We start from the raw sequence: 22,987 nt of genomic DNA, 5'->3' as shown, positions 1-22,987 counted from the left end.
CGGTTCGTCCCAGCCCTCAGACCTCCTGGGGAACCCCAGAACAGCATCCCCAGGAACGCAGTACCCCTGCACGCGCTCGATTACGCAGGACTCCTGCCACACCTCCGGTGGCGTCACTGACGCCGCCACCAAGAATCACCGAGAGGAAGCACCCAGTGAAGAGGAACCGTCTCGTCGCCGCCTCCGTGGCGTCGACGATCACCCTGGCGCTCGCGCTGACCGCCTGCAGCACCGGCGGGAGCGGCGACAACGGCTCCGGCGAGACCGAGGCCACGACCGGCGACATCCGCGTCTGGCTCAACGGCTCGGACACGCCCGACGCCGCGCGCGAGTACCTCAAGACGACGTTCGAGGAGGAGAACCCGGGCAGCACCCTCACGATCGAGGAGCAGTCCTGGACCGGCCTCGTCGACAAGCTGACGACGTCGCTCTCCGGGTCGGACAGCCCGGACGTCGTCGAGGTCGGCAACACGCAGTCCCCGGCGTTCACGTCCGCGGGCTACTTCCGTGAGATCACGGAGGAGGAGTTCCAGTCCTTCGGCGGCGACGACCTGCTCAAGGGCTTCGTCGAGGCCGGCGACTGGGACGAGAAGCACTACGCGCTGCCGTACTACGCCGGCTCGCGCGCCGTGTTCTACTCGCCGTCGGCCATCGGCTCGGAGATCACCGTCCCGACGACGCTCGACGAGTACGTCGCGCTGGGCAAGTCGCTCAAGACCGACACCCGCTCGGGCGTCTACTGGCCCGGCCAGGACTGGTACAACGCGCTCCCGTTCGTGTGGGAGAACGGCGGCTTCATCGCCGAGCAGAACGACTCCGGCGAGTGGGAGGCGGGCTTCTCGAGCGAGGGCGGCCTCGCCGGCCTCGCGCAGGTCCAGGACCTCATGCTCAACGCGTCGCTCGCGCCGAAGGACGGTCAGGAGACCGACCTCCAGGTGCCGTTCTGCGAGGGCAACGTCGCGTTCCTCTCGGCGCCGACGTGGATCCAGTGGTCCATCAACGCTCCGGAGGAGCCCGAGACGCCGGACGGCGTCCCCGGCTGCGCCTCGACCTACGGCGCCGACCTCACGGCCTTCCCGCTCCCGGGCAAGGAGGCCGGCACGACCGCGCAGGTCTTCGCCGGTGGCTCGAACATCGCCGTGGCGCAGAAGTCGAACAACCCTGAGCTCGCGTTCAAGGCGTTCGAGATCATGATGAGCGACGAGTACCAGACGATCCTGGCGCAGAACGGTCTCATCCCGGCCCGCGTCTCGCTCTCGAGCGAGGTCCCGCAGGACAACCCGATCGCCCAGGCCGGTGTCGCGGCTGCGGCGAACACGCGCCTCACCCCGCCGTCGCCCAAGTGGGCGGACGTCGAGGCGCAGAACGTGCTCCAGACCGCCTTCACGCGGATCGCGAACGGTGACGACGTCAACACTGTCGCCACCGAGCTGGACGCGAAGATCGAGGAGATCCTCAACAGCTGAGCCCGTCCGGTGGCGCCCGGGCTCGTCCGGGCGCCACCGGAGGCTCGAGCCGTCAGGGGTGGGGTCTCCTCGTGGGAGCCCCCACCCCTTCCCATGACGGGCCGTCGGCACGTCCCCGCGCACCACCGCGCACCCCTGACGGAGTGAGGAAATGAGCTCAACCACCCTCGAACCCCGCACCGAGCGCCCCGGCGCCGTGCGGCCCCCCAAGAAGCGGCGTCCACCGGTCCTGCCCTGGACGCTCCTCGTCCCCAGCCTCGTCGTGCTGGGGGTGCTGGTCGGGTACCCGATCGTCCGACTGATCGTCATGTCGTTCCAGGAGTACGAGCGGGCCCAGCTCATGGGCCAGCCCGCCGAGTGGGTCGGCTTCGACAACTACGTCCAGGTCCTCACCGACGTCGACGGCTTCTGGACCGTGCTGCTGCGCAGCTTCGTCTTCATGGTCGTCTGCGTCGCGTTGACGATGGTCCTGGGCACGCTCATCGCGCTGCTCATGATGCGGCTCGGCAAGGGCTTCCGCCTGCTGGTCTCGGTCGGCCTGCTCCTCGCCTGGGCCATGCCCGCCCTCGCCGCGACGATCGTCTGGGGCTGGATCTTCGACACCCAGTACGGCGTGATCAACAACCTCCTGACGACGATCACCGGCGACAACTGGATGGGCCACTCGTGGCTCCTCAACCCGCTCCAGTTCTTCCTCATCGCCACGCTCATCATCGTCTGGGGAGCGATCCCGTTCGTCGCCTTCACGATGTACGCGGGCCTGACGCAGATTCCCGGCGAGGTGCTCGAGGCCGCGCAGCTCGACGGCGCGGGTCCGGTTCAACGTTTCCGCCTCATCATGGTCCCCTACGTCCGCAGCATCATCACCGTGCTGATCGTGCTGTCGATCATCTGGGATCTCCGCGTCTTCACACAGATCTACGCGCTCCAGGGTGTGGGCGGCGACCGGGAGAAGACGAACACGATCGGCGTGTACATCTACCAGACGGGTATGGCCCAGGGGCACTACGGAGTCGCTGGCGCGATCTCGGTGATCTTCGTGTTCATCATGTTGGCCATCTCCTTCTACTACGTGCGCCAGACGGTCCGGGAGGAAGAACTGTGAGCACCATCTCGACCACTCCCCAGACTTCGGTCCGCCATGCCGCCGGTGTGCCCAGGTCGGCCCCGCGCAAGAGCCGTGAGACGCAGCGCAAGAAGGTCGCGAACGTCGGCTACTCGATCATCGCGATCATCGTCTTCGCGGCATCGGTGTTCCCGGTGTACTGGATGGTCAACACCTCGTTCCTGCCGACGAATCTCGTGCGCGGTACAGATCTGCAGTTCTTCCCGACGCCCGATGTCTTCACCCTGAACAACTATGTGACGGCCATCACCGACGACTCGCGAGCGCCCTTCGTGCCCGCGATGGGTAACTCCCTGACGGTGACGTTCTTCACGTTGATCATCGCGATGGTGCTCGGATTCCTCGCGTCGCTCGCGGTGACCCGGTTCCGGTTCAAGGGCCGTCGCACGTTCATCATCGCGATCCTCGTCGTTCAGATGATCCCGGGCGAGGCGATGATGATCTCGATCTTCCGGATCATCGACGGCTGGCAGATGCTCAACACGGTCGTGGGCCTGGGCATCGTCTACGTCTCCGGGGTCCTGCCCTTCACGATCTGGACGCTGCGTGGCTTCGTGAACGGCGTTCCGGCCGACCTCGAAGAGGCCGCGATGATCGACGGCTGCTCGCGTGGCAAGGCGTTCTGGAAGATCACCTTCCCTCTCCTCGCGCCTGGACTCGTCGCGACGGGCGTCTTCGCCTTCATCCAGGCCTGGAACGAGTTCGTCATGGCGCTGATCATCATGTCGCGTCCCGAGTCGATGACCCTTCCGGTGTGGCTGCGCACGTTCCAACAGGCGACGCAGGCGACCAACTGGGGCGCTCTGATGGCGGGATCGGTGCTCATCGCGATCCCGGCGGTGGTGTTCTTCCTCATCGTCCAGGGTCGAATGACCGGTGGCCTCGTCTCGGGTGCGGTGAAGGGCTGACGTGAGCGACCTGAGCACGGCTGCCTCGCTGAACGGCGAGGCAGCCGCAGCCCTGGCCGGACGCCCCGGCCCCCGTGGCACGTCGCGGTGCGACGCCCCGGGGACCGGGAGCGCGGTCGGTCTCGACATCGGCGGGACCAAGGTGCTCGCCGCCTTCCTCGGGCCCGACGGCGTGGCACGGGAGACCCTGCGCCTGCCGACGGTGCGCGGGCCGCAGGGCGTCGTGTCCAGCGCCGCCCGCGCCGTCCGTGAGGTGGTGCGCCGCGCGGGCGCGGAGCTCGCGGACGTCGACGGCGTCGGCGTGGGCGTGCCGGGGCTGGTGGACCCCGAGGACGGCTCGGTCATGCACGCCGTCAACCTCGGCATCGAGGGTGGGCGCTTCGCGCTCGCCGAGGCACTGTCGGCGGAGCTTGGTGGTGTCCCGGTCCAGGTGGACAACGACCTCAACGTCGCTGCGCTCGGTGCCTCGCACCTGCGCGGCGACGACGGGTCGGACCTCGCGTTCCTCGCGCTGGGGACCGGTCTCGCTGCCGGGATCGTCCTGGGTGGTGAGCTGCGGCGGGGCGTGAGCGGCGCGGCGGGCGAGATCGGCCACATCCCGATCGACCCGCACGGGCCCGAGTGCGCGTGCGGTCAGCGGGGGTGCGTCGAGGTCTACGCCTCCGGCTCTGCCGTGTCCGCGCGGTGGCCGTCGCGCCACGGCCGGCCCGCGCCCGCGGAGCTCTTCGACGCGGCCGCCGCCGGCGACCCGGAGGCGATCCGGATCAAGGACGAGTTCGCGTCCGCCGTCGCCTCCGCGGTGCGGATCCTGGAGCTGACGGTCGACGTCCGGCACGTGGTCCTCGGCGGCGGTGTGTCCGCCCTGGGGCAGCCGCTCCTCGACGCCGTGCGCGCGGCGCTCGACGCGCAGTCGAGCACGTCCCCGTTCCTGTCCTCGTTGCGTCTCGCCGAGCGGGTCTCGCTCGCTCCGGCGGACGTACCCGTCGCCGCGGTGGGCGCTGCCCTCGTCGGCCGTCGAAAGGTGAAGTGATGGAGGTCGTGATCGCTCCTGCGGAGCGGTTGGCGGTGCTGGCTGCGGACGCGATCGAAGGGTTGGTGCGGTCGAAGCCGGAGTCGGTGCTGGGGCTGGCGACGGGTTCGTCGCCGCTGAAGGTGTACGACGAGCTGGCGCGCCGGCACCGTGAGGACGGGCTGTCGTTCGCGGGAGTCAAGGCGTTCATGCTGGACGAGTACGTGGGCCTCCCGGCGGAGCACCCGGAGCGGTACCGCAACGTGATCGAGACGGAGATCGCCTCGCGCGTGGACTTCGCCCCGGGCGCGGTCCAGGGACCGGACGGCAACGCCGAGGACCTGGTCGCGGCGTGCGAGGCCTACGAGGAGTCGATCGCGGCCGCCGGGGGCGTGGACCTGCAGATCCTGGGCATCGGGACGGACGGCCACATCGCGTTCAACGAGCCGGGGTCGTCGCTGGCGTCGCGGACGCGGATCAAGACGTTGACGGCGCAGACCCGCGAGGACAACGCGCGGTTCTTCGGTGACGACGTGGACCGGGTGCCGCGGCACTGCCTGACGCAGGGGCTGGCGACGATCATGTCGGCGCGGCACCTGGTGCTGCTGGCGACGGGCAAGGGCAAGGCGGAGGCGGTGCACCAGCTCGTGGAGGGCCCGATCAGCGCGCTGTGGCCCGCGACGATCATGCAGATGCACCCGCACGCGACGGTCCTGGTCGACGACGCGGCGGCCTCGCGACTGCAGCTCGGTGACTACTACCGCCAGACGTACGCGTCGAAGCCGGGCTGGCAGGGCCTGTAGTCACTCTCTGCCGATGAACTCTCGCGGGCCGTGGCCCGCGAGGCACAGCTGCCCGCCGGCGCGCGGTCCACGCCCCTGGACCGCCGCGCCGGCGGGCTCTCTCGTTCCCCGTGCTCGGGTCCGTACGTGCCGCCGAGGACGTGGTGCGGACCCCCAGGTGTCGGCACGCCGACGTAGACTTCCCCCCATGATCGAACTCCGTGCGAGCACACCCCCCGGCGGTCCTGAGGACCCGTTCCGGAACCCTGCGACCGAGCCGACGACCGGCACGTCGACCGGGGTGCTCGAGCGCGAGGAGACGCGCGAGCAGACCGAGCCGGGCGACCACGAGCGCTTCGCGCACTACGTGCGCAAGGAGAAGATCATGGAGTCCGCGCTCTCCGGCAAGCCGGTGATCGCGCTGTGCGGCAAGGTCTGGGTACCCGGCCGCGACCCGAACAAGTTCCCCGTGTGCCCCACGTGCAAGGAGATCTACGAGGGGCTGCGAGACCCGCAGGACGGCGAGGGTGACTCCGGCAAGTGAGCGGGGAGCACCAGACGACGTCCACCGGTCACTCCGCCCCCGACACCCGTAGCAGGACCACCCCGCCCGCGCCGCAGAGCCCCTCGTCGGCGGCGGCGTCGCACCTCTCGCCCGCGTTCCCGCGTCGTGCCCCCTGGGGCTCGGCGTCGAAGCTGCGCGCGTGGCAGGCCGAGGCACTCGAGCTGTACCGCACGCGCGCGCCGCGAGACTTCCTCGCCGTCGCGACCCCTGGCGCCGGCAAGACGACGTTCGCGCTGCGCGTCGCGACCGAGCTCCTGGAGCAGGGTGTGGTGCGCCGGGTGACGGTCGTCGCGCCGACCGAGCACCTCAAGCACCAGTGGGCCGACGCGGCCGCGCGCGTGGGAATCCGGATCGACCCCAACTTCCGCAACAGCCAGGGGCGGCACGGCGCCCACTACGACGGCGTCGCGCTGACCTACGCGCAGATCGCCGCCAAGCCCGCGCTGCACGCGGCACGCACGACCGCCGACCGGACGCTCGTCATCCTCGACGAGGTGCACCACGGCGGCGACGCGCTGTCGTGGGGCGACGCGGTGCGCGAGGCGTTCGAGGACGCGACGCGCCGTCTCGCCCTCACGGGCACGCCGTTCCGCTCCGACACCGCGGCGATCCCGTTCGTCGAGTACGAGCGCGGCCCCGACGGCATCCGCCGCTCGCGCGCGGACTACACGTACGGCTACGGCGACGCGCTGCGCGACCACGTCGTCCGGCCGGTGCTGTTCCTGTCGTACTCGGGCAACATGCGCTGGCGCACCAAGGCCGGCGACGAGGTGAGCGCGCGTCTCGGCGAGGCGCTCACCAAGGACATGACCGGCCAGGCGTGGCGCACCGCGCTCGACCCGAACGGCGAGTGGATCCCGTCGGTCCTCGCCGCGGCCGACAAGCGGCTCACGGAGGTGCGGCGCGCGATCCCCGACGCCGGGGGTCTCGTCATCGCAACGGACCAGACCGACGCGCGTGCCTACGCAGGCCACCTCGCGCGCATCACCGGGAAGTCCCCGACGGTCGTCCTCTCCGACGACGACGGGGCGAGCAGCCGCATCGAGGAGTTCTCCGACGGCGACGGCCGGTGGATGGTCGCCGTGCGCATGGTGTCGGAGGGCGTGGACGTCCCGCGCCTCGCCGTCGGCGTGTACGCGACCTCGACGGCGACCCCGCTGTTCTTCGCGCAGGCGGTCGGACGGTTCGTGCGGGCGCGCAAGAGGGGCGAGACTGCGTCGGTCTTCCTGCCGAGCGTCCCGCACCTGCTGGAGCTCGCGAACGGGCTCGAGATCGAGCGCGACCATGCGCTCGACCGGCCGCTCACCGCGGAGGAGCAGGGCGAGGGCTTCAATCCCGAGGACGCGCTCCTGGCGGAGGCGAACCGGGAGGACAAGGCGTCGGGCGAGCTCGTCCAGGGCTCGTTCGAGGCGCTCGAGGCTCAGGCCTCGTTCGACCGCGTGCTGTTCGACGGCGGCGAGTTCGGCACGGGCGCGGACGTCGGGTCGGACGAGGAGCTCGACTTCCTCGGCCTGCCGGGCCTCCTCGACGCCGACCAGGTCACCACGCTGCTGCGGCAGCGCCAGGCGGACCAGATGAGCGCCCGCTCGAAGATCACGCAGTCGGCGGAGCGGGAGCGGTCCGAGATGGACCACCGCCGGGCGGCGGAGCTCCGCAAGGAGCTCCAGCAGCTCGTCTCGGCGTGGTCCCGCCGCAGCGGGCAGCCGCACGGCTCGGTGCACACCGAGCTGCGCCGCCGCTGCGGCGGCCCCGAGGTGCCGCTCGCGACGGTCGAACAGCTCGACGCCCGCGTCGCGACCGTCCGCGGCTGGTTCGTCGGCAAGCGGTAGCCGAGACCGGCCCCGCGCGTCAGGGGAGCGTGTGCACGACCGTCGGGATCGCGGGGTCGCCGGCGGAGAGGCGCCGTGCGCCGCGGGGCAGCTCGGCGCGGGCCTCGCGGTGGCGGTGCGCGGCGTTCTGGACGCCGTAGGAACCGACCCAGCGCGAGTCGACCGCGCCGTCGACGACGAGCGGGACCTGCAGGGGCCGCAGGTCGCCGTCGTCGGGCTCCCACTCCTGGACGGGGAGGTCGGCGCCGGTGACGACGACCTCCTCGACCGCGCGGCCGTCGACGTCGAAGCGGCGCGCCGCGACCTTGCGCCCGCCGGTGCTGGTCTTGGCCGTGGACGCCTTGGCGACGGGCTGGAGCACGCCGGAGGAGTCGGCGCGGGCGACAAGCTTGTAGACCATGCCGCACGTGGGCGCGCCGGAGCCGGTGACGAGCGAGGTGCCGACGCCGTAGGAGTCCACGGGGGCGGCGGCGAGCGACGCGATGGCGTACTCGTCGAGGTCGGACGTGACAGTGATCCTCGTGTCGTGCGCACCGAGCGAGTCGAGCTGGCGCCGCACCTCGACGGCGAGGACACCGAGGTCACCCGAGTCGAGGCGGACGGCGCCGAGCCGTCCGCCGGCGGCGCGGACCGCGTTCTGGACCCCCTTGCGCACGTCGTAGGTGTCGACGAGGAGGGTCGTGCCGGGCCCGAGGGAGGCGACCTGCGACGCGAAGGCGGACTCCTCGTCGTCGTGCAGGAGCGTGAAGGCGTGCGCGGCCGTGCCGATGGTCGCGAGCCCGTAGCGGCGTCCCGCCTCGAGGTTCGACGTCCCGGCGAACCCGCCGACGACGGCGGCGCGCGCCGCGGCGATGGCGGCCTGCTCGTGCGCGCGACGCGCGCCCATCTCGAGGCAGGGGCGCTCGACGGCGGCGCTCGTCATGCGCGACGCGGCCGACGCGACGGCGGAGTCGTAGTTGAGGATCGAGAGCACGAGCGTCTCGAGCAGGACCGCCTCGGCGAACGTACCCTCGACGGTCATCACGGGGGAGTGCGGGAAGAAGACCTCACCCTCGGCGTACCCCGTGATCGTCCCGGTGAACCGATACCCCGCGAGGAACTCGAGGGTGCGGTCGTCGACGACGGACTGGGCGTGCAGCCAGTCGAGCTCCTCGGCCCCGAAGCGGAACGACGAGAGCGCCTCGAGGACGCGTCCGGTCCCCGCGAGGACCCCGTAGCGCCGCCCGGGGGGCAGGCGGCGCGTGAAGACCTCGAACAGGCAGTGCCGGTCGGCGGTGCCGTCCGCGAGCGCGGCCTGGAGCATCGTCAGCTCGTAGCGGTCGGTGAGCAGGGCGGTCGACGCGACCGGCCGGTACGGCGGGCGCTGCGGGACCGGGCCGGCCTGTCCCGGCGAGGCAGCGCTGTCGGTCGGGGAGAGGGCGACGCTGCCCGGATCGGCGAGGCTCATGCGGAATACGGTAGGGCAGCGACGGGCGCGACGGGTGTCGACAGGCCCACGAATACAGTGGTGGCGTGAGCCCCCAGCCGATCTTCACCCGCGCCGTCGGCGCGCGGGCGTCCGTGACCGTGCCCGAGGAGGCGACGCGGGTCGACGAGTCCGTCCTCCCCGACAGCCCGTGGGTCACCCTCGTGTGGAACGACCCGGTCAACCTCATGAGCTACGTCGCGTACGTGTTCGAGTCCTACTTCGGGTACGCCGCGGAGCGCGCCCACGAGCTCATGCTGCAGGTGCACCAGGAGGGCCGTGCCGTCGTGTCGACGGGCGACCGCGAGCGCATGGAGGTCGACGTGCAGGCGATGCACTCGTTCGGGCTGTGGGCGACCCTCCAGAAGGACGGCGAGCAGTGAGGCCGTTCCGCGCCGAGGCGCACGGGTACGTCGCGGAGCTCGAGCCGTCGGAGCGGATCGTGCTGGCCCAGCTCGCGGGCGACGTCGCGCAGATGCTCCAGGAGGGCGTGCCCGGGCGGGCGCCGGGGGAGCCCGGCCCGTCCGGGCCCGACGACGCGTGGTCGCCTCCCGGCTGGACGGGGCCGGTCCCCGGGGGGAGCGTCTCGGACGCGACGCCGCCGCCGGACCCGGCCGTGCGGCGTCTGCTCCCGGACGCGTCGGACGACGTCGAGGTGGCGGCCGAGTTCCGGCGGTTCACCCAGGACGACCTGGCGGCGCGCAAGGTCGGGCGGCTGGTGCTGCTGGCCCGCATGCTCGTGGACGCGGAGCCCGCCGAGGTGGCCCCGTTCGCCGTCGTGCGCGACGAGGCCGAGGACGTGGCGGGGGCGCTGACGGACGTCCGCCTCGTGCTCGCGGAGCGGCTCGGCCTGCGGACCGACGAGCAGGTCGAGAGCCTCTACGACGAGCTGGACCGCGAGGGCGACGACGGCCCGGACGACGGCGAGGTGGGTGGCGCGCCGCGCCGCTTCCTCGTGAGCGTGTTCCTGCTCACGGGCCTGCTCCAGGAGTCGCTCGTGGACGGGATGCTCGCCGACCTGCGGGCGGGGCGCGACGGTCGGTCCTGAGGGTCGTCCCGCGCGTCGGGTCGGAGGGGCGGTCGCCCTGTGGGCGCTGCCACAGGCGGGAGCCGCGGTTCGGTGCGCCCCGCGCGCGGGCGCGCCAGTAGGCTCGGGCGGGTGAACGACGCTCCCATCGGGATCTTCGACTCGGGCGTGGGTGGCCTGACCGTCGCGCGCTCGATCCTGGACCAGCTCCCGAACGAGTCCCTCCTCTACATCGGGGACACCGCGAACGGCCCCTACGGGCCCAAGCCGCTCGCGGCGGTCCGGGCGATGGCGCTGGCGATCATGGACCAGCTCGTCGACGACGGCGTGAAGATGCTCGTCATCGCGTGCAACTCGGCCTCCTCGGCGGTCCTGCGCGACGCGCGCGAGCGGTACACGCAGCGTCACGGCCTGCCGGTCGTCGAGGTCATCCTCCCCGCGGCGCGCCGCGCGGTCGCGGCGACGCGCTCGGGGCGGATCGGGGTCATCGGGACGCGCGCCACCATCACGTCGCGGTCGTACGAGGACGCGTTCGCCGTCACGCCGGGCCTGCACCTGACGACCCAGGCGTGCCCGGACTTCGTGCCCCTCGTCGAGCAGGGAGTGACGTCGGGGCCCGAGGTGCTGGAGGTCGCGCACCGCTACCTCGACCCGGTCAAGGCGGCGGGCGTCGACACGCTCGTGCTCGGGTGCACGCACTACCCGCTCCTGACGGGCGCGATCTCCTACGTCATGGGCGAGGAGGTCACGCTCGTGTCGAGCGCGGAGGAGACCGCCAAGGACGTCTACCGCACGCTCGTCGCGCACGGCCTCGAACGCTCGCGCGACGCGGGGACGCCGCAGCACCGCTTCCTCGCGACGGGGAGCGCGGAGCCGTTCGAGCACCTGGCGCGCCGCTTCCTCGGCCCCGAGGTGCTCAGCGTGGAGGCCGCCTGATGCGCCTCGTCACGGTCGGGTGCTCGGGGTCGTTCGCCGGGCCGGAGTCGCCCGCGTCGTCGTACCTCGTCCAGGTCCCGGCAGCCGAGGCCGCGGCCGCGGGGTTCGAGGCACGCGAGTGGAACGTCGTGCTCGACCTCGGCAACGGGGCGCTGGGTGCGCTCCAGCGGTTCGTCGACCCCCTCGACCTCGACGCCGTCGCGCTGTCGCACCTGCATCCCGACCACTTCGTCGACGTCTGCGGGCTGTACGTGTACCTGCGCTACCACCCCGAGCGCGGCTCGACCCGGACCGGGGTGCCGAGCCGGCTGACGGTGCTCGGTCCGTCGGAGACGGCCGCGCGCATCGAGGCGGCGTACGGCGCCGAGCCGGGCGACGGGATGGCCGAGGAGCTCGACGTGCGGGTCTGGGACCCGAGTGCGCCCGTCCAGGTGGGACCGCTCACGCTGGAGCCCTACCGCGTGTTCCACCCCGTCGAGGCGTACGGCGTGCGCGTCACGGGGCCGTCGTCCGTACGGCCGGGCGAGCGGGCCGTGCTCGCGTACACGGGCGACACCGACGCGTGCGACGGCGTCGTCGAGCTCGCGCGGGACGCCGACCTGCTGCTGTCGGAGGCCGCGTTCCACGAGGGCCGCGACGACGGCGTCGAGCGCGGCATCCACCTCACGGGGCGCCGGGCGGGCGAGGTCGCGACGGCGGCCGGCGCGCACCGGCTGGTCCTGACGCACCTCCCCGCGTGGAACGACCCCGAGCGGTCGCGCGCGGAGGCCCGCGAGTCGTACGCGGGCCAGGTCGACGTCGCGACGACCGGCGCGGTCTTCGACCTCTAGCCGCTGAGCGCGGGGGATGGGTCGCCCGCACGGCGTCGTGACGACGGATACCCCGCACTCAGCGGGTGCCGGGCGGTCGGTAGGGTGGCGGCATGACCATCCCCGCATCGTCCTCGGACACGGGCGCGCCCCTGCGCGCCGACGGCCGCACGCCCGACCAGCTCCGCCCCGTGACCATCACCCGCCACTGGCTCGACCAGGCCGAGGGGAGCGTGCTCGTCGAGTTCGGCCGCACGCGCGTGCTGTGCGCGGCGTCGTTCACGGAGGGCGTGCCGCGCTGGCGCAAGGGGTCGGGCGAGGGCTGGGTCACCGCCGAGTACGCGATGCTGCCGCGCGCGACCAACGAGCGCAGCCAGCGCGAGTCGGTCAAGGGCAAGATCGGCGGGCGTACGCACGAGATCTCGCGCCTCATCGGCCGGTCCCTGCGCGCGATCATCGACGTCTCGGCGCTCGGCGAGAACACGATCGTGCTCGACTGCGACGTCCTCCAGGCCGACGGCGGCACCCGCACCGCCGCGATCACGGGGGCCTACGTGGCGCTCGCCGACGCGGTCGCGTGGGGCCAGAGGCACGGGCACATCAAGGGTGGCAAGCCGGTCCTGACGGACTCCGTCGCGGCCGTGAGCGTCGGGATCATCGACGGCACGCCCATGCTCGACCTCCCGTACGTCGAGGACGTGCGGGCCGAGACGGACATGAACGTCGTGGTCACGGGCTCGGGCACGTTCGTCGAGGTGCAGGGCACCGCCGAGCACGCCCCGTTCGACCGCGCCGAGCTCGACGCGCTGCTCGACCTCGCGGTCGCGGGCACCGCCGACCTCACGGCGATCCAGCGCGCGGCGCTCGCGGCGGACGCACGGTGAGCGGCGCGCCCGAGGCGACGGGCGTCGTCGTGCCCGACGGCGCCCGCCTCGTGCTCGCGACCCACAACCCGGGCAAGATCGCCGAGCTGCGCGCCATTCTGGCGGCTGAGCTGGACGCGCACCCGGGCCTCGAGCTCGCGCCCGAGGCGATCGTCGGTGCCGGTGACGTCGGCGCGCCCGAGCCGGTCGAGGACGGCGTGACGTTCGCGGAGAACGCGCTCATCAAGGCGCGCGCGCTCGTCGCGGCGACGGGGCTGCCCGCGGTCGCGGACGACTCGGGCCTCGCCGTCGACGTGCTCGGCGGCGCCCCGGGGATCTTCTCGGCGCGCTGGGCCGGGCGGCACGGCGACGACGTCGCGAACCTCGAGCTCCTGCTCGCCCAGCTCGGCGACGTGCCCGCGGAGCACCGGGCCGCGGGCTTCGTGTGCGCGGCGGCGCTCGTCACGCCCGACGGCACCGAGGTCGTGCGGACAGGGGAGATGCGCGGGACCTTGCTCACCGCGCCGCGCGGCGCGAACGGGTTCGGCTACGACCCGATCCTCCTGCCGGACGAGCAGCCCGGCGCAGGGACGGCCCGCTCCGCGGCCGAGCTCAGCCCGGCGGAGAAGAACGCCGTCAGCCACCGGGGCAAGGCGTTCCGCGCGCTCGCCCCCGAGATCGTGACCGTGCTCTCGTCGAGGCAGGGGCCCGATCCGGCGAGGTAGAGGCCTGGTCGCAGGGCACGCCTCTCCCTCGGGCGACCACGCCGCTACCTCGGGGCGCGGGCGGCGCGGAGGCGCGTGACGAGCGTGGCGACGAGGCGCCATCCGACGAGCGTCGCGAGCAGGAACAGCGCGGAGACGACGAGGAACGGCACGGCGAGGCCCTCGCCCGTCGCGGCCCGCAGCGCCATGCCGACGGCCCAGGTCAGCGCCCACGCACCGACGCCGACGGGCCAGGGCACGAGCGGGCGTCGCCACGCGCGCAGCACGACCCACGCGACCGCGAGGCCGGCGAGGAACGGCCACGCGATGCCTGCGACGGCGGTGAGGGGGCTGTCCGCGGAGTGGGTCGCGCGGCCGCCGGCGGCGAAGACGAGGACGCTCACGACGTCGAGCACGACGGCGAGCGTCACGACCCCGGCCGTCGTCCGGCCCGCGGGGGGCGTCGGCGTCGTCCCGGGGGCGTCGGCGGTGGGGGACGGGACGCTCGGGTGGGCCGGTCCGGAGGGCGCGGTGCTCATGGGCTCGACCGTACCCCGCTCGCGAGATCGGCCCGTACGGTCGAGATCGACCCTCGGAAGGTCGACCTCGCGCCGCAGGGGTCGATCTCGCGGACCATAAGGTAGTCCCCGTGCATCTTGCCGCCGACGACCTCGCCTTCGCCTACCCCGGACGACCCGTCCTCGACGGCGTCGGGGTGCGCGTCGCGGCGGGGACCCGGCTCGGCGTCGTGGGGGAGAACGGCACGGGCAAGTCGACGCTGCTGCACGTGCTCTCGGGGGACCTCGCGCCGAGCCGCGGCGAGGTCCGCCGCGCGGGCTCGCTCGCGCTCGTCGAGCAGGAGCTCGCGATCGCGCCGGGCCAGACGGTCGGCACGCTCGTCGCCGCGACGCTGAGCGGGCTGCGCGCGGTCGCCGCGGAGCTCGAGGCGGCGGCCCGCGACTTCGACCACGAGGCCGGCGACCTCGCCGAGCTCACGGAGATCCTCGCGCGGGCAGAGCACCTCGCGGTGTGGGACGCAGACCGGCGCGTCGACGTCGCGCTGTCGCGGCTCGGCGCGTGCCGGGACCGGGACCGGGAGCTCGCGACGCTGTCCGTCGGCGAGCGCTACCGCGTGCGGCTCGCGTGCCGGCTCGCCGAGCGCGCCGACCTGCTGCTCCTCGACGAGCCCACCAACCACCTCGACGCGGGCGGCATCGACTTCCTCACGGGCGAGCTCGTCGCGTGGCGCGGGGGAGCGGTCATGGTCACGCACGACCGGCAGCTCCTCGACGACGTCGCGACCGAGATCCTCGACCTCGACCCGGCCATGGACGGGAAGCCGGTGCTCTACGGGCAGCCGGGCTACCTGTCCTACCGGTTCGCCAAGAACCAGGCGTTGCACCGCTGGCGTCAGCGGTTCCGGGCGGAGCAGAAGCGCGCGGAGAAGCTCGCCGCGGTGCTCGACGCCTCGTACGAGGGGCTGTCCGACGAGTGGCGCCCGCCCAAGGGCAGCCAGAAGCACCGTCGCGCGACGCGGGCCCGCATCCACGTCAAGGCCGCGGACCGGCGCCTCCAGCAGCTCGAGGCCGAGGCCGTCGAGGTCCCGGTGCCGCCGCTCCAGCTCGTCTTTCCCGAGCTGCCCGCGATGTCGCCCGGCTGGGACCCGGGCGACCCGGTGCTCGAGCTGCGCAGCCCGCGCGTCGGGCCCGACGCCGACCCGCGCCTCGACCTGCCCGGCACGCGCGTCGCGCTCCCGCCGTCGGGGCGCCTGCTCGTCACGGGGCCCAACGGGAGCGGCAAGTCGACGTTCCTCGCGGCGCTCGCCGGGCTGGTCGCGCTCGACCGGGGTGCGCGGTCGGTCGTGGACGGCGCGCGGCTCGGGGTCGTGGCGCAGGAGGGTCCCGCGCTGCCCCCGGAGGCGGAGGACCGCACCGGGTTCGACGAGTACGCGCGCGAGGCCCTCGAGCTCCTCGACACGAACCGGCTGGACCCGGACCACCTCGTGCCGGTCGCGTTCCTCGGCCTGCTGACCGAGGAGGACCTGGAGCGTCCGCTGCGCAAGCTGTCCGCGGGGCAGCGGCGCCGGTTCGACCTCGCCCGCGCGCTGCTGGCCGCGCCGCACGTGCTGATCCTCGACGAGCCGACCAACCACCTCTCGATCGACCTCGTCGACGAGCTCACGCAGGCGCTGCGGGTCACGCCCGCGGCCGTGGTCGTCGCGACGCACGACCGGCGGATGCGCGAGGACCTCGACGACTGGCCGCGGCTCGAGCTCGCGGGCTGACCCCGGCCGAGCGACCGGAACGACCTGCGACGGCACCGACCTGCGACGGCACGGATCCGGGACGGCACCGACCCGCGGTCCGCACCGACCGCCGGGTGGTCGCTCAGCGACCCTCGGCGGGGCTCGCCGCGGGCACGAGCACCTTGCCCAGCGCGCGGCCCCACGCCCGGGCGCGGTCCAGCTCGCCGTCGTCGAGCGGCCCCTCGACGTCCCCGACGTAGAACGACGCCGGGGGAGCGACCAGGCGGAAGCCGGCCCGGCGCAGCACCTTGGCCGCGCCGCGCGCGGCGGAGCCGGGCAGGGGCTTGACCTTGGTGACGCGCGTGTCGAACGTCGCGGCCAGACGCGTCTCGCCCTGGCGCGGGACGGCCTCGACCCACTCGCGCAGTCCCGTCGCGCGGTCGGACACGTCGCCGCTCGCGCGCTGCACGGCCTCGGCGCGGGTCGCGGGACGGGTCATGCCGAACGCGTGGGTCGGGCCTCCGGCGACCACGAGGCCCATGTGCCGGAGCGCCTCGGGGCTCGCGGCGGGGTCGGTCACGTCGACCACCATCACGCGGACCGTCTCGCTCAGCCCCTCGGCGACGGCCTGCGCGACCCGCTCGCTGTTCCCGTACATCGACTCGTAGACCACTGCGGCATCCATGGCGCGCCCCTTCGTCGAACGCCCGTCCGGACCGGACGGGTCCCCTCCCTCCAGCCTCCGGGCGACGCCACGCCCGGCCCAGGGTCGAGCGGACGGAGCGTGGGGGCCGTTGGTCCCGGGCTCACCGCCGCCCGGTGGGCGAGGCGTCAGGGGGCCGGGCGCAGCCGCGCGTCGACGAGGCGCACGAGCCACGCCAGCGCGAGGAAGACGACCGCGACGACCGCCGTGTTGACCAGCGCCCGGACCAGGCCGAGCTCGCCCACGTCGAGGAACGGGTACGGGTACCAGCCGACGACCGCGCCGCGGAGGAACGTGTACGCGATCCACGCGAGGGGGTAGACGACGGACCACCACACCGTCGCGGCGTCCACCCGGGGACGCGGCCCGACCACGAGCCACGCGGCGACGGCGAGCACGGGCGCGAGCAGGTGCAGGAGCAGGTTCGAGACCTGGCCGGCGGCGCTCAGCTCGGCGAGACCGCGCAGGACGGTGTTGTAGACGATGCCGGTCACGGCGATGCAGAGCAGCGCGTCGAGGTGTGCGACGCGGAGCACCGGGCCGTCGCGCTCGGGCCGCACCGCGAGGAGGACCGAGACGACGCCGACGAGCAGGTTCGACTGGATCGTGAAGTAGGAGAACAGGCGCACGAGACGCTCCGCCTGGCTCGGGGCCGTGCCGGGCCCGTCGACGAGCGCGATGACGAGCTCCATGGCGACGCCCGCGAGCGCGGCGAGCGCCACGAGCGCGTGGAGCACCCGCGCGACGGCGATCCGTCGTCCGGCCGCCGGGACGCGCGGCGCGCCCGTCACGGCAGGCGGCCGACGTACGCCATCGCCTGGCGCAGCAGCACCCCCTGGCCGCCGCGCATCTCGAGCTGCACCTCGTCGCTGCACGCCTGCTCGGGCGTGAGCCACGCGAGCTCGAGCGCGTTCTGCTGCGGGCGGCAGTCGCCCGTCACCGGCACGACGTACGCGAGCGACACCGCGTGCTGGCGCGGGTCGTGGTAGGAGGTGATGCCGGGGGTCGGGAAGTACTCGGCCACCGTGAACGGCTGCGGCGACGCGGGGACCTGCGGGAGCGCGACCGGGCCGAGGTCCTTCTCGATGTGCCGCAGCAGGGCGTCGCGGATGCGCTCGTGGAACATCACGCGGCCGGAGACCAGGGCACGCGTCATCATGCCCTCGGGCGTGACGCGCAGCAGGAGCCCGACCGCGACGACGTCGCCGGAGTCGTCGACCCGCACCGGGACGGCGTCCACGTAGACGAGCGGGAGCTGCGCGCGCGCGACCGCGATCTCCTCCGGGCTGAGCCAGCCCGCAGGCTGCGGGTTCTCGTGGGAGAAGTCGTCGGGCACGAAGTCGGCGGTGTCGGTCACGCGACTGTTCTACCCCGTGCGGTGCGCCGGGGCGAGTCCGCTCACGGCGCGCCGGGACCGGCGGGCGGCTCGGCGACCCGCGCGACGATCTCGACGAGCGCCCGTTCCGCCACCGCCGCGGGCAGCACCTCCATGACGGCCATGAGCGGCGCGAGCCGGTCGGGCAGGACGGAGCGGGCCGTCCCGCCGCGCTCGCCGCCGTCCGCGGCGAGGGCCGCGAGCAGCGCCTCCCAGACGGCGTCGGCGGTGGGCTCCGGCGCAGCGCCGTCGGCGCCCGGGCCGAACGCCCCCGCGAGCGCGCCGAGCACGGCGCTCACGTCGGGACGCGGCTCGCCGCGTACGGCGTCCGCACCCTGGACGAGGGCCGCGCCGAGGCCACCGAGACCGGCCTCCGTCACGGGGGTGACCGTGAGGTGGGTCGTGTGCGGCAGGTGGGTCCCGTCGTCCTGCGCGAGCCCCGGCTGGGGCTGGAGGACCCAGCCGAGCGACCGGACGGCGTCGGCCCACAGGTGCGGGTCGACCTGCCGCGCCGGCGGCACCGTCTCGTCGCAGGCCACCGCGATCAGGGGACCGGTGGGGCGCCCGACGACGCGCAGCCCGTCGATCCCGTCGATCGCCTCGTGCAGGGCCCGGGTCGCGCGCACGCACCGCGCGGTGAGGGCCGTGTACCCGGCCGTGCCGAGGGCCTGGCTCACGGCCCACGCCGCCGCGAGCGGCGCCGCCGAGCGCGAGCCGGACGTCGTCGGGTTGACCACCGGGTAGCCGGGCCAGCTCGTCGTCGCGAAGAACTGACGGCGCTGGCGGTCGCGCCCGCGCACGAGCAGGACCGACGTGCCCTTGGGCGCGTAGCCGTACTTGTGCACGTCGGCGGAGATGCTCGTCACGCCCGGCACGGAGAAGTCGAACGCGGGCACCGGCGCACCGCCCGCGCCCTCCCAGAACGGCAGGACCCACCCGCCGACGCACGCGTCCACGTGCACCGGCACGCCGCGCGCGGCGGCCGCGGCGGCGACCTCGGCCACCGGGTCGACGACGCCGTGCGGGTACGACGGCGCGGACACGACGACCAGCGCGACCTCGGCGCCGTCGGTCCCGCCGTCGAGCGCCGCGACGAGGTCGGCGGCCGCGAGGGTCCCGGTCGCGGGGTCGACCGGCACGAGCGTGAGGTCGACCTCGAGGTACTGCGCGGCCTTGCGGAACGCCGCGTGCACGCTCACCGGGGCGACGACGCGCGGGCGCACGTCGGGCCGGGCCGCGCGGGCGGCGTCGCGGGCGATCTTCACCGCGAGGAGGCAGCTCTCGGTCCCGCCGGAGGTCACCGAGCCCACGACGGCGTCGGGCCCGGTGGCGGGCCCGCGGAGCATGGTCCGGGCGAAGGCGACCAGCTCGGACTCCATGACGGCGACCGACGTGAACGTCGTCGGGTCGAGTCCGTTGACGGGCTGGACCGCGCGGGCCGCCGCGGCGGCGAGCTCGTCGAGCTCGGCGAGGCCGGGGTCGTAGACGTAGGACAGGACGCGGCCCCCGTGCGTGGGGGCGTCGGCGGCGCGGAGCGCGGCGAGCCGGTCCAGGATCCCGTCCGTGCGCAGGGGGACGTCGCCCGGCGCGGCGCCGGGGTGCTTCGTGGAGGGGTCAGTCGTGCGCTCGGTCGGTGGCGGCGTGGTCACGCGGCAGCTCCGGTGCTGTGTCGTCGATGTCCCCCCTGCGCAGACCGTACCGTACGAGCGGTACGAGGCTTGCCAGCACGAGGACCGCGGGGACGACCGAGAACGACAGGGCGATGCCGTCGACCGCCGCGGTCGGCTGCGTCACGGTCTCCCCGGCGCGCGTCGACACGTAGCCCGTGATGCCGAGGACGAGCGAGAGCACCGCGGCGCCGAGCGCCATGCCCGTGGTCTCGCCCGCCGTCCAGACGCCGCTGAACGCCCCGCCGCGTCCCTCGCCGTGCGTGCGCGCGTCGTGGGCGATGACGTCCGGGAGCATCGCGAGCGGGAGCGCCTGCATGCCCGCGTAGGCGATCCCGGCGAGCGCCGTCGGGACGTACACCCACGCGCCGGGCGCCCACAGGAGCGGGATCATCCCGAGCGCGGCGACGGCGAAGAGCACCGTGGCCACGACGAAGCCGCGCTCCTTCCCGTCCCGGCGCGCGAGCCGGGTCCACAGGGGCATGCAGAGCAGGGCAGGGGCGATGAGGGCGGCGAAGAGGTAGCTCACCGCGGCCTCGTCGTGCAGCACGTAGCGGGCGACGTACGCCGCGCCCGCGAGCATGAGGCCGGTGGCGACCGCCTGGAGGAAGAACGCCGCGAGCAGCGTGCGGAACGGCCGCGAGCGGCGCAGCGCGTCGAACGCCTCGCGGACCGCGAGGGTCCACGCGCGCGAGGCGGACGTCGACGCGGCGGGGCCGAGCGGCGTCGTGCCCGCGACCGGCGCCGAGCCACCTGTCGTGCCCGAGCGGCCGGTCCGGGGGGCGACGCGGGTGGCGACGAGCATGCCCGCGCCGATGACCACGCCGGACACGACGCCCATGACGAGGTAGCCCGAGGTCGAGTCGCCGCCACCGCGCAGCGCGGGGCCCCCCGCGCCGAACAGCAGGATCGCGAACGCGAGCGCCGCGACGCGCCACGCGAGCAGCCGCGTGCGGCCGTCGTAGGTGGGGTCGAGCTCGGCCGGCAGGGCGATGTACGGGACCTGGAAGAGCGAGAACGCCGTCGCGGCGAGGAGGAACGCGACGAGCACCCAGATCGCCGCCGCGGTGGGCCCGGCCGCGGCGGGGACGGCGAACGTCAGCGCGAAGAAGACGGGCAGCGTGAGGGCGCCGATCGTCATGAAGCGCCGGCGCGAGCCGGTGCGGGCGAGGTCGCGGTCGGAGCCGTACCCGATGAACGGGTCGATGACGACGTCCCAGACCTTCGCGCCGGTGACGATGAGCCCCGCGACCGCGGCGGGCACCGCGAGCGCGTCGGTCAGGTACACGAGCAGCACGAGCCCGGGCAGGGTGCCGAAGCCCCCGGTGCCCACGGAGCCGGCGGCGTAGCCGGCGATCGTCCTGCGCGAGAGCCGGGGGGAGGCGGTGGCGTTCGTCACAGGGGCAGCGTAGAGGCTGGTCGGGCGCGGGGCGGCCCGGGCGCGTGCCGCGCCGGGTAGGCGAGGGGAATACGTGGGGCAGGATCGTTGCTCTACGAGGCAGACACCCCCCACCGTCCCAGGAGGATCATCCATGGCCACGCAGACGCTCACCGAGTCCACCTTCGAGCAGACGATCACGGAGAACGACATCGTCCTCGTCGACTTCTGGGCCGACTGGTGCGGACCGTGCAAGATGTTCGCGCCCGTGTTCGAGGCGTCGTCGGAGGAGAACCCGGACGTCGTGCACGGCAAGATCGACACCGAGGCCGAGCGCGGCCTGGCCGCGGCGGCGAACATCACGTCGATCCCGACGCTCATGGCCTTCCGCGAGGGCATCCTCGTCTTCTCCCAGCCCGGCGCGCTCCCCGCCCCCGCGCTCAAGCAGGTCGTGGACGCCGTGAAGGGCCTCGACATGGAGGACGTGCGGCGCCAGATCGCCGCGGCGAACGACGGCACCCCGGCAAAGGACGCCTGACCCCGGCCCCGCGTACACGTACGGCCCGGCACCTCGAGGTGCCGGGCCGTTCGCGTCTCGGTCAGAGGCCGTCGTGCGCGCGCAGGATGCGCCTCGACGGAAGAAGCCGGTGCCCGCACCGGCAGGGGGCAATGGTGCGGACACCGGCTCTGACGTCAGGCTAGGCGCCCAACTGGACGGGCGTCCAGTTAACGGGCGGGTGAAAGACAGGGTGTCGCTCAGGGTGCGCGAGGCGGGACTCGAACCCGCACGTCCGAGGACACCAGGACCTAAACCTGGCGCGGCTGCCAGTTACGCCACTCGCGCGCGGTGGTCAGTCTACGGCGCGAGCGCTGCGTCCCCGGTCGGTCGAGGCGTCCGGGGCGCCGCGCTCGTGCGGGGACGCAGCGCTCGCGCCGCAGGGGCTACTTCGGGTCGATGCCCAGGTCGCGGCGCAGCTTGGCGACGTGGCCCGTCGCCTTGACGTTGTACTGCGCGAGCTCGACCGTGCCCTCCGGGTCGACGACGACCGTCGAGCGGATGACGCCGACGACGGTCTTGCCGTAGAGCTTCTTCTCGCCCCACGCGCCGTACGCCTCGAGGACGGTCTTGTCGACGTCGGAGACGAGCGGGAACGTGAGGTGCTCGGCCTCGACGAAGGCCGCGATCTTCTCGACCGGGTCGGGGGAGACGCCGACGACCGAGTACCCGGCGCCCTGGAGCGAGGCGAGGTTGTCGCGGAAGTCGCAGGCCTCGGTCGTGCAGCCGGGGGTGCCGGCGGCCGGGTAGAAGTAGACGACGACGTGCTTGCCGCGCAGGTCGGAGAGCGTGACGGTGCTGCCGTCGGCGGCGGGCAGGGTGAAGTCGGGAGCGGTGTCGCCGACGGTGAGGCGCGTGGACATGGATCTCCTTCGGTCCGGCCAGGGTGTGGGCTCGAGCGTAGGTGAGGCGTCGTGGCACCGGTAGCGTTGTGGCTGTGAGCAAGACGACGTCCGCCCCCTCCGCGTCCTCGACCCGCCCGTCCTCGGCCCGGCCGGCGGCCCGTGACCTCCCGATCCGGATGCTGCACGACCGGCTCCTCGTCGACCCGGAGGTCGACGCGAGCGAGCGCCAGAGCTCGGCGGGCCTCGTCATCCCCGCGACGGCCGTGGGCCCGAAGCGCCTGGCGTGGGCCGTCGTCGTCGCCGCTGGTGAGCACGTGCGTCAGGTGGCCGTGGGCGACCGCGTCCTGTTCGACCCGGACGACCGCGCGGAGGTCGAGCTCGGGGGCCGGGACCTCGTGCTGCTGCGCGAGCGCGACGTGCACGCCGTGTCCCAGGAGGTCGAGGAGGACGGCCCGACGGGCCTGTACCTCTGAACCGGGCCGTGGGCCCCGCCGCGTGGTCGGGGCGTCGGGCGGTGTCGCCGACGTCACACGGGGGCGGGCGGAACGGATTTTCCCGGCGCGCCCGCGGCTGCTAGTGTTTTCTCTCGCGCGCCATTAGCTCAATTGGCAGAGCAGCTGACTCTTAATCAGCGGGTTCGGGGTTCGAGTCCCTGATGGCGCACCACCACCGATCGGGCCGTCCGTACGCGGGCGGCCTGAGCCGTGCCGGTCGAGGGACCGGGGCGGC

24 protein-coding genes and 2 tRNA genes are annotated in these 22,987 nt (G+C 73.7%); 17 read left to right on the top strand and 9 right to left on the bottom strand.

Features of this window, described 5'->3' with window-relative positions; translation table 11 throughout:
• Window positions 1–155 precede the first annotated feature (155 nt).
• The 7 genes from ACZ402_RS08220 (at window position 156) to ACZ402_RS08190 (ending at window position 7,685) form a co-directional block, all read left to right on the top strand.
• Window positions 156–1,466, top strand: coding sequence for an extracellular solute-binding protein (locus tag ACZ402_RS08220; protein WP_375822896.1), 1,311 nt, complete (start codon window positions 156–158; stop codon window positions 1,464–1,466).
• Window positions 1,467–1,617: 151 nt separating this feature from the next.
• Window positions 1,618–2,571, top strand: a complete 954-nt coding sequence (locus tag ACZ402_RS08215; protein WP_375822895.1) for a carbohydrate ABC transporter permease — start codon at window positions 1,618–1,620, stop codon at window positions 2,569–2,571.
• Window positions 2,568–3,500, top strand: a complete 933-nt coding sequence (locus ACZ402_RS08210; protein ID WP_375822894.1) for a carbohydrate ABC transporter permease — start codon at window positions 2,568–2,570, stop codon at window positions 3,498–3,500. Before ACZ402_RS08215 ends, ACZ402_RS08210 begins: the two co-directional genes overlap by 4 nt.
• Before the next feature lies 1 nt (window position 3,501).
• Window positions 3,502–4,530, top strand: coding sequence for an ROK family protein (locus ACZ402_RS08205; RefSeq protein WP_375822893.1), 1,029 nt, complete (start codon window positions 3,502–3,504; stop codon window positions 4,528–4,530).
• Window positions 4,530–5,312 (top strand): glucosamine-6-phosphate deaminase, encoded by a 783-nt coding sequence (gene nagB / locus ACZ402_RS08200; RefSeq protein WP_375822892.1) that lies wholly within the window; start codon window positions 4,530–4,532, stop codon window positions 5,310–5,312. Before ACZ402_RS08205 ends, nagB begins: the two co-directional genes overlap by 1 nt.
• A gap of 187 nt (window positions 5,313–5,499) precedes the next feature.
• Window positions 5,500–5,835 (top strand): DUF3039 domain-containing protein, encoded by a 336-nt coding sequence (locus tag ACZ402_RS08195; protein WP_141388733.1) that lies wholly within the window; start codon window positions 5,500–5,502, stop codon window positions 5,833–5,835.
• Complete coding sequence (locus ACZ402_RS08190) at window positions 5,832–7,685, top strand: DEAD/DEAH box helicase (protein WP_375822891.1); 1,854 nt, start codon at window positions 5,832–5,834, stop codon at window positions 7,683–7,685. Before ACZ402_RS08195 ends, ACZ402_RS08190 begins: the two co-directional genes overlap by 4 nt.
• 19 nt (window positions 7,686–7,704) lie before the next feature.
• Here the strand turns inward: ACZ402_RS08190 and ACZ402_RS08185 are convergent, their stop codons facing one another.
• The gene (locus tag ACZ402_RS08185) at window positions 7,705–9,132 is read right to left on the bottom strand and encodes a nicotinate phosphoribosyltransferase (protein WP_375822890.1); all 1,428 of its coding nucleotides are present in this window, start codon (window positions 9,130–9,132) and stop codon (window positions 7,705–7,707) included.
• Window positions 9,133–9,245: 113 nt separating this feature from the next.
• Between ACZ402_RS08185 and clpS the strand changes: the two genes are divergently transcribed.
• From clpS to rdgB, 6 genes are all read left to right on the top strand, one after another.
• Entirely contained in the window at window positions 9,246–9,533 is a 288-nt protein-coding gene (gene clpS / locus ACZ402_RS08180) for an ATP-dependent Clp protease adapter ClpS (protein ID WP_375823163.1), read from the top strand.
• The gene (locus ACZ402_RS08175) at window positions 9,530–10,198 is read left to right on the top strand and encodes a DUF2017 family protein (protein ID WP_375822889.1); all 669 of its coding nucleotides are present in this window, start codon (window positions 9,530–9,532) and stop codon (window positions 10,196–10,198) included. Before clpS ends, ACZ402_RS08175 begins: the two co-directional genes overlap by 4 nt.
• A 111-nt stretch (window positions 10,199–10,309) precedes the next feature.
• On the top strand, window positions 10,310–11,113 hold the full coding sequence (murI, locus tag ACZ402_RS08170) for a glutamate racemase (RefSeq protein ID WP_375822888.1): 804 nt from the start codon (window positions 10,310–10,312) through the stop codon (window positions 11,111–11,113).
• Window positions 11,113–11,943 carry an MBL fold metallo-hydrolase gene (locus tag ACZ402_RS08165; RefSeq protein ID WP_375822887.1) on the top strand — a complete coding sequence of 277 codons (831 nt, stop codon included), beginning with the start codon at window positions 11,113–11,115 and terminating at the stop codon, window positions 11,941–11,943. The genes murI and ACZ402_RS08165 overlap by 1 nt, the downstream gene beginning before the upstream one ends.
• A gap of 92 nt (window positions 11,944–12,035) precedes the next feature.
• Window positions 12,036–12,806 carry a ribonuclease PH gene (gene rph, locus ACZ402_RS08160; protein WP_087471618.1) on the top strand — a complete coding sequence of 257 codons (771 nt, stop codon included), beginning with the start codon at window positions 12,036–12,038 and terminating at the stop codon, window positions 12,804–12,806.
• Entirely contained in the window at window positions 12,803–13,510 is a 708-nt protein-coding gene (gene rdgB, locus ACZ402_RS08155; protein ID WP_375822886.1) for an RdgB/HAM1 family non-canonical purine NTP pyrophosphatase, read from the top strand. The genes rph and rdgB overlap by 4 nt, the downstream gene beginning before the upstream one ends.
• Before the next feature lie 44 nt (window positions 13,511–13,554).
• Here the strand turns inward: rdgB and ACZ402_RS08150 are convergent, their stop codons facing one another.
• Entirely contained in the window at window positions 13,555–14,028 is a 474-nt protein-coding gene (locus ACZ402_RS08150) for a DUF3054 domain-containing protein (protein WP_375822885.1), read from the bottom strand.
• Window positions 14,029–14,138: 110 nt separating this feature from the next.
• Here ACZ402_RS08150 and ACZ402_RS08145 point away from each other — a divergent pair, with 110 nt between their 5' ends.
• Window positions 14,139–15,773: an ABC-F family ATP-binding cassette domain-containing protein gene (locus ACZ402_RS08145; RefSeq protein WP_375822884.1), complete on the top strand. Its 1,635-nt coding sequence runs from the start codon at window positions 14,139–14,141 to the stop codon at window positions 15,771–15,773.
• A gap of 103 nt (window positions 15,774–15,876) precedes the next feature.
• On the opposite strand, the gene ACZ402_RS08140 is transcribed toward ACZ402_RS08145, so the two are convergent.
• The 5 genes from ACZ402_RS08140 to ACZ402_RS08120 all read right to left on the bottom strand — a co-directional run bounded on the left by ACZ402_RS08140 (window position 15,877) and on the right by ACZ402_RS08120 (window position 20,878).
• The gene (locus tag ACZ402_RS08140) at window positions 15,877–16,419 is read right to left on the bottom strand and encodes a flavodoxin domain-containing protein (RefSeq protein WP_375822883.1); all 543 of its coding nucleotides are present in this window, start codon (window positions 16,417–16,419) and stop codon (window positions 15,877–15,879) included.
• 146 nt (window positions 16,420–16,565) lie between these two features.
• The gene (locus ACZ402_RS08135; RefSeq protein WP_375822882.1) at window positions 16,566–17,228 is read right to left on the bottom strand and encodes a Pr6Pr family membrane protein; all 663 of its coding nucleotides are present in this window, start codon (window positions 17,226–17,228) and stop codon (window positions 16,566–16,568) included.
• Window positions 17,225–17,794 (bottom strand): NUDIX hydrolase family protein, encoded by a 570-nt coding sequence (locus tag ACZ402_RS08130; protein WP_087471623.1) that lies wholly within the window; start codon window positions 17,792–17,794, stop codon window positions 17,225–17,227. The genes ACZ402_RS08135 and ACZ402_RS08130 overlap by 4 nt, the downstream gene beginning before the upstream one ends.
• A gap of 41 nt (window positions 17,795–17,835) precedes the next feature.
• Window positions 17,836–19,461, bottom strand: coding sequence for an aminotransferase class V-fold PLP-dependent enzyme (locus ACZ402_RS08125; protein ID WP_375822881.1), 1,626 nt, complete (start codon window positions 19,459–19,461; stop codon window positions 17,836–17,838).
• Window positions 19,427–20,878 carry an MFS transporter gene (locus ACZ402_RS08120; RefSeq protein WP_375822880.1) on the bottom strand — a complete coding sequence of 484 codons (1,452 nt, stop codon included), beginning with the start codon at window positions 20,876–20,878 and terminating at the stop codon, window positions 19,427–19,429. Before ACZ402_RS08120 ends, ACZ402_RS08125 begins: the two co-directional genes overlap by 35 nt.
• A 133-nt stretch (window positions 20,879–21,011) precedes the next feature.
• On the opposite strand from ACZ402_RS08120, the gene trxA reads away from it, so the two are divergent.
• A complete protein-coding gene (gene trxA, locus ACZ402_RS08115; protein WP_375822879.1) occupies window positions 21,012–21,395 on the top strand; it encodes a thioredoxin in 384 nt (127 codons plus the stop codon).
• Window positions 21,396–21,619: 224 nt separating this feature from the next.
• Here the strand turns inward: trxA and ACZ402_RS08110 are convergent.
• Both ACZ402_RS08110 and bcp read right to left on the bottom strand, forming a co-directional pair.
• Window positions 21,620–21,701 (bottom strand) — tRNA-Leu (locus tag ACZ402_RS08110).
• A gap of 98 nt (window positions 21,702–21,799) precedes the next feature.
• Window positions 21,800–22,276 carry a thioredoxin-dependent thiol peroxidase gene (bcp, locus tag ACZ402_RS08105; protein ID WP_375822878.1) on the bottom strand — a complete coding sequence of 159 codons (477 nt, stop codon included), beginning with the start codon at window positions 22,274–22,276 and terminating at the stop codon, window positions 21,800–21,802.
• Between the two features lie 158 nt (window positions 22,277–22,434).
• Between bcp and ACZ402_RS08100 the strand changes: the two genes are divergently transcribed.
• On the top strand, window positions 22,435–22,731 hold the full coding sequence (locus tag ACZ402_RS08100) for a GroES family chaperonin (protein ID WP_253051451.1): 297 nt from the start codon (window positions 22,435–22,437) through the stop codon (window positions 22,729–22,731).
• A 117-nt stretch (window positions 22,732–22,848) separates the two neighbouring features.
• Window positions 22,849–22,924 (top strand) — tRNA-Lys (locus ACZ402_RS08095).
• The last annotated feature ends 63 nt before the right edge of the window (window positions 22,925–22,987 follow it).

The organism is Cellulosimicrobium sp. NPDC030954, assembly GCF_055571305.1.
Note: the sequence above shows the minus strand (reverse complement) of the source record. Positions and strands in the feature narration are given on the sequence as shown.